The following is a 10,162-nucleotide window of genomic DNA, read 5'->3' as shown; positions in this document are numbered from 1 at the left end:
ATATAAGTTTATTTCCTCAAATGTTAAACAATATCTTACTCTCAATTGTTAAATAGTTGTTCAGTGCAAAAGGTTAATGTTTGATAATTATCGCATTATTTAATTGACTAGAGAAGACTGAGGATATTAAGAGAAAATGAAAAAATCGACAATTTGGATACTCGCAGCAATAATGGCTGTAGCATTCTTTGGTCTGTTGTATTTACAAATAACCTATTTACGCGAATCAATAAGATTGAGGAGCGATCAGTTTAATGAAGCGGTAAACCGTAGTTTGGCTCAAATTTCAAGAAATTTGGAACTCGATCAAACAAAAAAATATCTGGATGAAGCGTTCATTGAAACACAGAAGAAGGATGCAGCGGCTTACAATCGCTCTATGGCATTAAGAAATCAGCCACAGGAAGAAACTGTTACACAGCAGCAAAGAACAAAGATGACAGCGCCCGACGGCACAGTCATTTATATGGAACACAATGTGACTACGGTACAAACAACACCGCCTAAACAGGTATTCCAGTCGCCTAAAAGCGGCACAAATGCGATCTCAAAAACATTCTTCGACCTACAGGAAGAGCAGATAAAGAGATACCTATATGAAAAAGATATCATGAATGATGTCTTGAACAGGATATTCAAATCGGCAAGTGATGTGCCTATAGAAGAAAGGATAAACTTTAAAGATCTGGAGACTAAGATAAAGAATGAATTAAAAAACAATAATATAGAGTTACTTTTCCAGTACGAAGTTGTAGATAAAAATGATAAGCCGGTTTATAGGCAACCTCGTTTTCTGGATAGAGACAAGAAATATGCATATCAACAAGTACTATTTCCGAATGATCCGCCAAATAAAGTCACCTATCTGAAAGTTTACTTTCCCGATAAAGGACACTATCTATCAAGCGAGGTATCATTCTTGTATCCGGCCATAATATTTACTTTTATCTTGTTGGTTACATTTATAATAATAATATACATTACATTCCGACAAAAGCGTTTATCGGAAATGAAGAATGACTTTATGAACAATATGACCCACGAATTGAAAACACCGGTATCGACTATATCTTTAGCCGCCCAGATGTTAAAAGACGGGGCTATTACAAAATCACCCGAGGTATTTAAACATATATCCGGGGTAATAAACGACGAAACGGAACGATTGAGTTTTCAGGTAGAAAAAGTTCTTCAGATGTCGCTATTCGAAAAACAAAGAGCTACACTAAAACTCAAGGAACTGGATGCCAACGACATTGTGGTAGGGGTTGCAAACACATTCCAAATCAAAGTTGAAAAATTTGGAGGAAATCTTGATATCGATTTAGAGGCTACCGAATCTGCAATCGAAGCAGACAAGATGCACATTACAAATGTGTTGTTCAATTTGCTCGATAACGCCGTGAAGTACAGAAAAGAAGATATTCCTTTGCAATTGATGATTCGAACGTGGAACAGCAATAATAAATTGTACATCGCTGTAGAGGACAATGGTATCGGAATAAAAAAGGAATATGTAAAGAAAATATTCGAACGGTTTTATCGGGTATCAACAGGTAACAGACATGATGTCAAAGGTTTTGGACTAGGACTTGCATACGTAAAAAAAATAATAGAGGATCATAAAGGAACAATAAAAGCCGAGAGTGAGCTGGGGAAGGGCACCAAATTTATAATTTGCCTGCCTATAATGAAGAGTAAAAGTTAGTTAAGCAAAATAAACTGTAAATAAGTAAGTTATGGAAGAAAAATTGAAACTGTTTTTATGTGAAGATGATGAAAATCTTGGTATGTTGCTAAGAGAATATCTTCAGGCCAAAGGGTACGACACAGACCTCTACACCGATGGTGAGGTTGGATACAAAGGCTTTGTTAAAGAAAAGTATGATTTGTGTATATTGGATGTTATGATGCCTAAAAAAGACGGTATCACTCTTGTGAAAGAGATCAGAGCAATCAATACAGAAATACCTATCATATTCTTGACAGCCAAAAATATGAAAGATGATATTCTGGAAGGATTCAAAGCCGGAGCAGACGATTATATCACGAAACCGTTCAGCATGGAGGAACTTGTTCTTCGTATCGAAGCAATCTTCCGTCGTGTGAAAGGTAAAAGAAGTAAAGAACAACAGCTTTATCAGTTTGGTAATATGAACTTTGATACTCAAAAACAAATTTTGACGATCAATGGAGAAAGTACTAAACTTACAACTAAAGAAGCAGAACTTCTTGCTCTATTGTGTGCTCATGCTAACGACATTCTGGAAAGAAATCATGCCCTAAAGCAAATTTGGGTGGACGATAACTACTTCAACGCTCGTAGCATGGATGTTTACATCACTAAATTGCGTAAGCTATTGAAACCTGACCCAAGTATTGAGATCATCAATATCCATGGTAAAGGTTACAAACTGATAGCTCCGGTAAACGAAGAAGAAAGCGCAGAGTAATAATTGCAATTATATATGAGAGGCTAATGATAGAATATAATCATTAGCCTTTCTTTTTTAGTAATTCTATAACCTTTGCAAGAGGCAGCAAAAGCATCATCTACATCAATCCAAAATAATAGTATCGATAAGTGAATTAAGAAGTAAAGTATGTCTTTTTAACTCATACTTTTTTTATTTGTGCATTATCAGTGTCTTATATTTCATTTTTTTACTAATTTTGCACCCTGAATTGAATTGCTTATATAAATTATAAATATTGAAAATGAAAGCATTTGTATTCCCAGGGCAAGGAGCTCAGTTTGTAGGAATGGGTAAAGACCTTTACGAAACATCTCCTGTTGCTAAAGAAATGTTCGAAAAAGCGAATGAGATTTTAGGTTTCCGCATAACAGATTTAATGTTTAACGGTACTGACGAAGATCTTCGTCAGACTAAAGTTACTCAACCGGCTATTTTCCTCCATTCGGTAATATTGGCTAAAACAATTGGCGATGAATTTAAGCCAGATATGGTTGCGGGTCACTCTTTAGGAGAGTTCTCTGCTTTGGTTGCAGCCGGCGCCATGTCTTTCGAAGATGGTTTAAATCTTGTTTATAAACGTGCTCTTGCTATGCAGGAAGCATGCGAAATGAATCCTTCTACAATGGCAGCAGTGTTAGGATTGCCTGACGCTAAAGTAGAAGAAATATGTGCATCTATCAAGAATGAAGTAGTTGTACCGGCTAATTATAACTGTCCCGGACAGGTGGTAATATCAGGTTCTAATACAGGTATTGATGCTGCATGCGAATTGTTACTTGCTGCCGGAGCAAAAAGAGCTCTTAAGCTGAAAGTAGGAGGAGCATTCCACTCTCCATTGATGGAGCCTGCAAAAGTAAAATTGTCGGAAGCTATAAACAATACAATTATCACAGTTCCTACATGTCCTGTATATCAGAATGTGTCTACAGTAGGAGAAACAGATCCTGCCGTTATAAAGGACAATTTGATAGCACAATTAACAGCACCTGTAAAATGGACTCAATCTGTTGAACATATGGTTGCAGACGGAGCTGTTGAATTTGTGGAACTTGGACCGGGTAATGTTTTACAAGGTCTTGTAAAGAAAATAGCACCACAGGTATCTGCAACAGGCAAGCAACAATTGGTTAGCTGCATTTAAAAAAAATAAATCAAAATGGCTTTTTTTTCAGGAAATAAACAAGCCGACGATCAAGATGAAACAGCGAAGAATATTTTTCTGTTCGAACTCGTTCAGAAAAATATTCTTGTTACAGGATGTAACGGACAGTTGGGAAATGAGATAAGACGAATATCGGCTAATCATGAAAACAACTTCCGTTTCTTCTTTACAGATGTAGCAGAGCTGGACATTACTGATCTTAAGGCTGTAGATTCCTTTATAAAAGAAAATAATATAAAGTACATTATCAACTGCGCAGCTTATACTGCTGTGGACAAAGCAGAGGATGATGTAGATTTATGTTATAAAATCAACCGCGATGCTGTTGCCAATTTAGGGCTGGCAGCAACAAACAACAATGCTAAAGTTATACATATATCCACAGACTATGTGTATGATGGAACAGCAAACAAACCTTATGTTGAGACTGATACGGTAAATCCTCAGTCTGTATATGGTAAATCGAAGCAAGAAGGCGAAGCTGAATTATTGAAAGCTTGTGCTGATAGTATTATTATACGAACAGCATGGTTGTATTCCATTTTTGGAAGCAACTTTGTGAAGACAATGATAAAACTAGGCAAAGAGCGCGAAACACTAAACGTTGTAGCCGACCAGAGAGGAACACCTACCTATGGAACAGATCTGGCCAAAACAATTGTAAAAATACTTGATTTCAGTGAAGCCAACGGATTTAAACCCGGTATATACCATTACTCCAATGAGGGGGCTACTACCTGGTACGATTTCACATTAGCAATCCACAAAGAAGCGGGTATCAATACATGCAAAGTGAACCCTATAACGACCGAACAATATCCGGTAAAAGCCACAAGGCCTAAATATAGTGTACTGGACAAAACCAAGATAAAATCTACATTCAACCTTACTATCCCTAAATGGGAAGAAAGTTTAAACAATTGCATCAAAGAATTGTTATCTATTTGAACTTAGTTAATTTACAATCACATTCTAGCTACTAAAATGAAAAAGATTTATCTTTTCAGTTTTATATTTTTGGTCACAATCGTATCCTGTCAGAATAAACAATCTGAAAATAAGCAAGCTCAGTTGGATACATTAAATGTTGAGCTTTCAGAAACCCAGTTAAGCAATAAGGCAGATAGCATGGATCTGACGGATATCGCCAGACTGACCGAAAAAGAGTATACCGATTTGCAGTTGTTCAACGTTAAAGGTTTAGAAGGTTACAGTGCCGAAGATTTATCGATGGGGCGTATTTTACTGGCGAATGAGAATGGCAAAATATTAACCGTCCTAGTGATAACAGATGGTGAAATAACCGAGTATTTGTTAAGCTACGACAAAAGCGGAAACCTGCAAGATAATCTGCTTGTCGCTTACGAAGATATGGTAGAGTATTACAGCGAAGTATCATCAAAGATAAATAGTAAAGAGATTATTGTTCAGACTATAAATTTCACCTATAGCGACAACGATGATGACCAAGTGGAAAAATCAGATACTGCTTTTGTGAAATATCAGATCACTCCTGAGTTTAAATTTATAGCAAATTAGCATATCCAATATTAAAGAATAAATCAACAGAGGTTTTCGTACAAAGAGAACCTCTGTTTTTATTTATAGGCAATAACATTGTAATCTGACGTTTGACTACAGATATCAGAACCTTGTATTTTCTAATTATTAAATTGTCTTATATTAAGGATTGTTAGAGCCTGATTAAATTTTGCTCGTTCCAATATTTAGAGCTATTTTCAGGATGATTTATTCTTTTGAGAAACGATAATAGCGGGTATTGGAGTTGAATAAAATGATAAATCGGACAAAAGAGACTAAAAATGAACGAAGAAAATTCGTGGAAAATTTAAAGAGGCTATTAGTATTATTGAATAAAGAAAAAAGTGACAACAAATAATATATTTAAAAGTGTTACTTTTGTTACTTTTTCTATTTAATTTGTTTTATATATGGAAGTTAAGAGAAAAGGAGCAAAATCCTTAAAAGATATACCAGCCGAAGTATTGCAACAACTGAATCTGGGTATGATAGAGTCTGTTAATCTGACAGAGTGGCTGGCTGTTGACCAAAAAGAGCTTTTGAAAAACGTTTTGTCGGAGAAATATGCGACGGCTTGTTTATCAGACCTTGAAGTGTTGGAAAAAGCGAGTACAATGCAAACGATACGCAGAATAGGAGAAACGCTTTTGAGAGAAACGCTTCAAGAAACAGATAAGAAGCTGTTGAAAGCACTTAAAAGTCACATATCCGATAATGTACGCTGTTGGGCTGCCTATATGATAGGCTTAGACAAATCAATATCTTTTGTAGATAAACTGGAAGCAATCAAAGATTTTGCCGCCGATGGCAATTTTGGGGTAAGAGAGATTGCATGGATGGCCGTTCGTGAAGATATGGATCGCAATATAGAAAATGCTATACCGATATTGTTAGCATGGACTAAGGACAAAGATTATAATATTCGCAGATTTGCATCAGAAGCTATACGTCCGAATGGGGTATGGAGCAAACATATCGAAAAACTTAAGCAACAGCCCGAAATTGCTTTGCCAATTTTAGAAGCACTAAAGTCGGACTCTGAAAAGTATGTACAGGATAGTGTAGGCAATTGGTTGAATGATGCAAGTAAAACCCGTCCCGATTTTGTAATTGAAGTTACAAATAAATGGGAAAGCAATAATCCGACCAAGGAGACAAAATATATAATAAAGAAGGCTCTTCGAACGATTAACAAAAAATAAGAGATTAACAATGAAAAGAAGTACATATAATATACTCATTATATTATTGTTTCTGAATATCCTTTCGCTAAGAGGACAAGAGTCGATAGTCCCCGATTTGCAAAAATTGTATGAATATACAGACTCGCACTTTGTTGATCTGAGAGCAAAACAGCAACCATTGATCGGAGTCTCTGCAAGCCGTACAAGCAACGGAGGATCGAGCGTACCCGGAACATATATAGAAGCTATTCTCAAAGCCGGAGGACGCCCTCTTATTATCCCTGTGATGACAAAAGGAACAGTACTGAGAGATATTGTAAAGGATCTCGACGGATTAGTAATGACCGGCGGTGAAGATTTCAACCCGCTATACTATAAAGAGCAGGCGATCCCGGATATGAATGAAATAGATTCTATCCGTGACATTTATGATTTAGTACTTTTAAAGTTGGCGACAGACCGCAACATCCCTGTATTAGGGATATGTAGAGGAGAGCAGGCGATCAATGTTGCTTTTGGAGGAACACTCTATCAAGACATTCCCACACAGCATCAGGATAAAAGTGTAAAACACAGGCAAAGTGAGCCTAAGGAAATAGGAACACATAAAGTCTCTATTGTAGAAGATTCTCAATTGAGTAAAATACTTGGAAAAACAGAAGTATTTGTCAACAGCTTCCATCATCAGGGTGTAAAAGATGTGGCTCCCGGATTCAAATTGGCAGCAAGAGCACAGGATGGCATTGTGGAAGCGATAGAAGCCTATCCCGACAGAAGAATAATTGGTGTACAATGGCATCCCGAAGGACATGTTGCCGGGGGAGATACTACGATGCTGAAATTCTTTAAATTCATAGTTTCTGAAGCCGAAACTTTCCGAAAGGCAAAAGAACTGCATAAACATATATTTTCTATTGATACTCATAGCGACACTCCTTTAGAATTCAAAAAAGCAGGATTCGATATCGGAAAAAGAGAAAACAATCAGGTGAATATTCCGAAGATGGAAGAAGGCATGCTAGATGCTATTTTCTTTGCTGCTTATACGGCTCAAGGGAAACGGGATAAAGTTTCATCGCAGGCTGCCGTCGACAAAATAGACGGATTGATAAAGGGTATCCATTCGCAGGTAGAGAAAAATAATGATATCTGCGAAATAGCTTATACGACAGATGATCTTGCTAGAATAAAAAACGCAGCAAAGAAAGCCATTTTCATAGGAATAGAAAATGGTTATGGAATAGGGAAAGATATTGAGAATATTGCCCGGTTCAAGAAAATGGGGGTGAATTATATTACGCTTTGTCATACCAAAGACAATGATATATGTGATACATCGAGTGATACTACACTTGAATGGAATGGGTTAAGCCCCTTTGGGAAAGAGGTAATAAAAGAAATGAACAGACAGGGAGTTATGATTGACATATCGCATGTGAGTGAAAAGACTTTTTGGGATGTTATCAAACTCTCTACTCAACCTATTATCGCTTCTCATTCGTCAGTACAAGCACTATGCTACCATGACCGAAACCTTACAGACAAGCAAATGCAAGCTTTAGCAAAGAACGGAGGAGTTGTGCAAATATGTTTGGTAGATCTCTTTGTGAATAAAGATCGGAAAAAAGCATCCCTATCTGATGCGATAGAGCATATCGATTATGCCGTAAAGGTCGCCGGAATAGATTATGTAGGCATTGCTTCCGACTTTGATGGCGGTGGCGGGCTTATTGGCTGCAATGGCAGCAATGATATGATTAATATTACGATGAAGCTTTTAGAGAAAGGTTACACAGATGAAGATATCGCTAAGATATGGGGAGACAATCTCCTTAGGGTAATGGCTACTGTTCAAAAAGGAGCAAAAAAATAAGTTGCAATAAATAGAACTGCCTGAAAGGATTTTATCTTTTAAACACGAGATGTTTCGCTTCGTTCAGGATGACAAAGAAGAGTAAGTTATTTACTTCCTTTCAGCCAGTTCTACTTAGAATCTAATTGTTCAAATATTTTTTAAGAACTCACACAAAGCCTTTGTAGCTAATGCTCTGTGACTTACGTTATTCTTCACCTCTGACCCTAATTGAGCAAATGTCTGATCGTATCCATCAGGTTGAAAAACAGGATCATAACCAAATCCCGCATCTCCCCTTTCTTCGGTTATAATACTACCCTTCACCTTTCCTTCGAATAGATATTCTTTGCCATCCAATATCAGTGCGATCACAGTTCTGAACTGCGCTTTCCTGTTAGTAGTACCATCAAGCTCTTTGAGCAGCTTTTTCATATTTGCCTTCGAGTCATGATCTCCTCCCGCATAACGGGCAGAGTATACTCCCGGAGCACCGTTCAAAGCTTCGACTTCCAGTCCGGTATCATCTCCGAAGCAGTCATAGCCATATTTATCTTTTACGTAGCGGGCTTTTATCAGAGCATTTTCCTGCAATGTCTCTCCCGGTTCTTCAATATCTTCGTGGCAACCAATATCTTTTAGGCTGAGTATATCAAAACTGCTTCCAACAACTGCTTTTACTTCTTCGAGCTTATGACTGTTATTAGTAGCAAAAACTAATTTTCTTCTCATTTTTTATCTTTTGAATTATAGGCCTCTAAAGCTTTTTCTAATACAGTAAGCGCCTTCGCTAAATCTTCTTTATTAAGTACATAAGCAATACGTACTTCATTTTTACCAAGTCCCGGTGTAGTGTAAAAGCCGGAAGCAGGAGCCATAAATATAGTTTGTCCTTCGTATTCAAAATCGGACAAACACCATGCGCAAAAGTCGTCAGAATCTTCGACCGGCAATCGGGCAACGGTATAGAATGCGCCCATAGGTATAGGAGAATATACTCCCGGAATACGGTTTAGCCTATCGATTAAGAACTTCCGTCTCTCTACATACTCTTCGTATATGTCGCGTATATATTCCAAAGAAGCATCCAGAGAGGCTTCCGCTGCTATCTGACCGATAAGTGGCGGACTAAGACGAGCTTGACACAACTTCATTACAGTTTTGCGAAGCTCCTTGTTCTTGGTAATCAAAGCACCGATGCGGATACCGCATTCGCTATACCGTTTCGACACAGAGTCAATCAGTACGACATTCTCCTCAATTCCAACAAGGTGACATGCCGAAACATAAGGTGAGTTGGTATATATAAAGTCACGATATACTTCGTCTGAAAACAAATAGAGATCATATTTTTGCACCAAATGTTTTATCTGGTTCATTTCTGTACGAGAATACAGGTAGCCTGTCGGATTATTCGGGTTACAAATAAGGATACCTTTAGTCCGCTCATTAATAAGCTCTTCGAATTTCTCTACAGGAGGTAGTGCAAACCCCTCATCAATGGTAGAAGACACAGTACGGATAACTGCTCCTGCCGATGCTGCGAAGGCCATGTAGTTGGCATAAGCAGGTTCGGGAACTATGATTTCATCTCCCGGATCGAGACAAGCTAAGAAAGCGAACAATACCGCTTCTGAGCCGCCTGTGGTAATAATAATATCATCGGGAGATACATTAATATTATATTTTGCATAATATCCTATCAACTTTTCACGATAAGAACGGTAGCCATCGCTGGGACTATATTCCAAGATCGTGCGGTCTATATTCCGAATCGCTTCGAGAGCTTCTTCCGGTGTCGGTAGATCGGGTTGTCCGATATTCAGATGGTAAACTTTTAGACCTCTAGCCTTTGCAGAGTCTGATAAGGGAGCCAATTTTCTGATTGGCGAATTTGGCATATCTATTCCTCGTTGCGAGATACTTGGCATAATCGAATATATTA

The 10,162-nt window shown here is 37.7% G+C and carries 9 protein-coding genes; 7 read left to right on the top strand and 2 right to left on the bottom strand.

The genetic code is table 11. The annotated features are described in order from the left end of the window. Nucleotides 1-136 precede the first annotated feature (136 nt). The 7 genes from E4T88_RS09045 to E4T88_RS09015 all read left to right on the top strand — a co-directional run bounded on the left by E4T88_RS09045 (nt 137) and on the right by E4T88_RS09015 (nt 8,238). Nucleotides 137-1,708, top strand: a complete 1,572-nt coding sequence (locus E4T88_RS09045) for a sensor histidine kinase (RefSeq protein ID WP_135105118.1) — start codon at nt 137-139, stop codon at nt 1,706-1,708. Nucleotides 1,709-1,739: 31 nt separating this feature from the next. Continuing rightward, complete coding sequence (rprY, locus tag E4T88_RS09040; protein ID WP_006842944.1) at nt 1,740-2,453, top strand: response regulator transcription factor RprY; 714 nt, start codon at nt 1,740-1,742, stop codon at nt 2,451-2,453. Between the two features lie 265 nt (nt 2,454-2,718). Next, nucleotides 2,719-3,618, top strand: a complete 900-nt coding sequence (gene fabD, locus E4T88_RS09035; protein ID WP_135105117.1) for an ACP S-malonyltransferase — start codon at nt 2,719-2,721, stop codon at nt 3,616-3,618. A 15-nt stretch (nt 3,619-3,633) separates the two neighbouring features. Further along, nucleotides 3,634-4,587 (top strand): dTDP-4-dehydrorhamnose reductase, encoded by a 954-nt coding sequence (gene rfbD, locus E4T88_RS09030; RefSeq protein ID WP_135105116.1) that lies wholly within the window; start codon nt 3,634-3,636, stop codon nt 4,585-4,587. A 36-nt stretch (nt 4,588-4,623) separates the two neighbouring features. Beyond that, a complete protein-coding gene (locus E4T88_RS09025; RefSeq protein ID WP_135105115.1) occupies nt 4,624-5,178 on the top strand; it encodes a hypothetical protein in 555 nt (184 codons plus the stop codon). A gap of 413 nt (nt 5,179-5,591) precedes the next feature. Continuing rightward, nucleotides 5,592-6,383 (top strand): DNA alkylation repair protein, encoded by a 792-nt coding sequence (locus E4T88_RS09020; protein ID WP_135105114.1) that lies wholly within the window; start codon nt 5,592-5,594, stop codon nt 6,381-6,383. Nucleotides 6,384-6,393: 10 nt separating this feature from the next. Next, nucleotides 6,394-8,238, top strand: coding sequence for a membrane dipeptidase (locus E4T88_RS09015; protein WP_135105113.1), 1,845 nt, complete (start codon nt 6,394-6,396; stop codon nt 8,236-8,238). 129 nt (nt 8,239-8,367) lie between these two features. On the opposite strand, the gene E4T88_RS09010 is transcribed toward E4T88_RS09015, so the two are convergent. Next, nucleotides 8,368-8,949: a non-canonical purine NTP diphosphatase gene (locus E4T88_RS09010; protein ID WP_135105112.1), complete on the bottom strand. Its 582-nt coding sequence runs from the start codon at nt 8,947-8,949 to the stop codon at nt 8,368-8,370. Beyond that, a complete protein-coding gene (locus E4T88_RS09005; protein ID WP_006842951.1) occupies nt 8,946-10,148 on the bottom strand; it encodes a pyridoxal phosphate-dependent aminotransferase in 1,203 nt (400 codons plus the stop codon). The genes E4T88_RS09010 and E4T88_RS09005 overlap by 4 nt, the downstream gene beginning before the upstream one ends. Nucleotides 10,149-10,162 lie beyond the last annotated feature (14 nt).

Origin of the sequence: Dysgonomonas mossii, assembly GCF_004569505.1 — a bacterium.
Classification (GTDB): Bacteria; Bacteroidota; Bacteroidia; order Bacteroidales; family Dysgonomonadaceae; genus Dysgonomonas.
The sequence above is the reverse complement of the archived record's forward strand: the minus strand, read 5'-3'. Positions and strand labels throughout refer to the sequence as shown.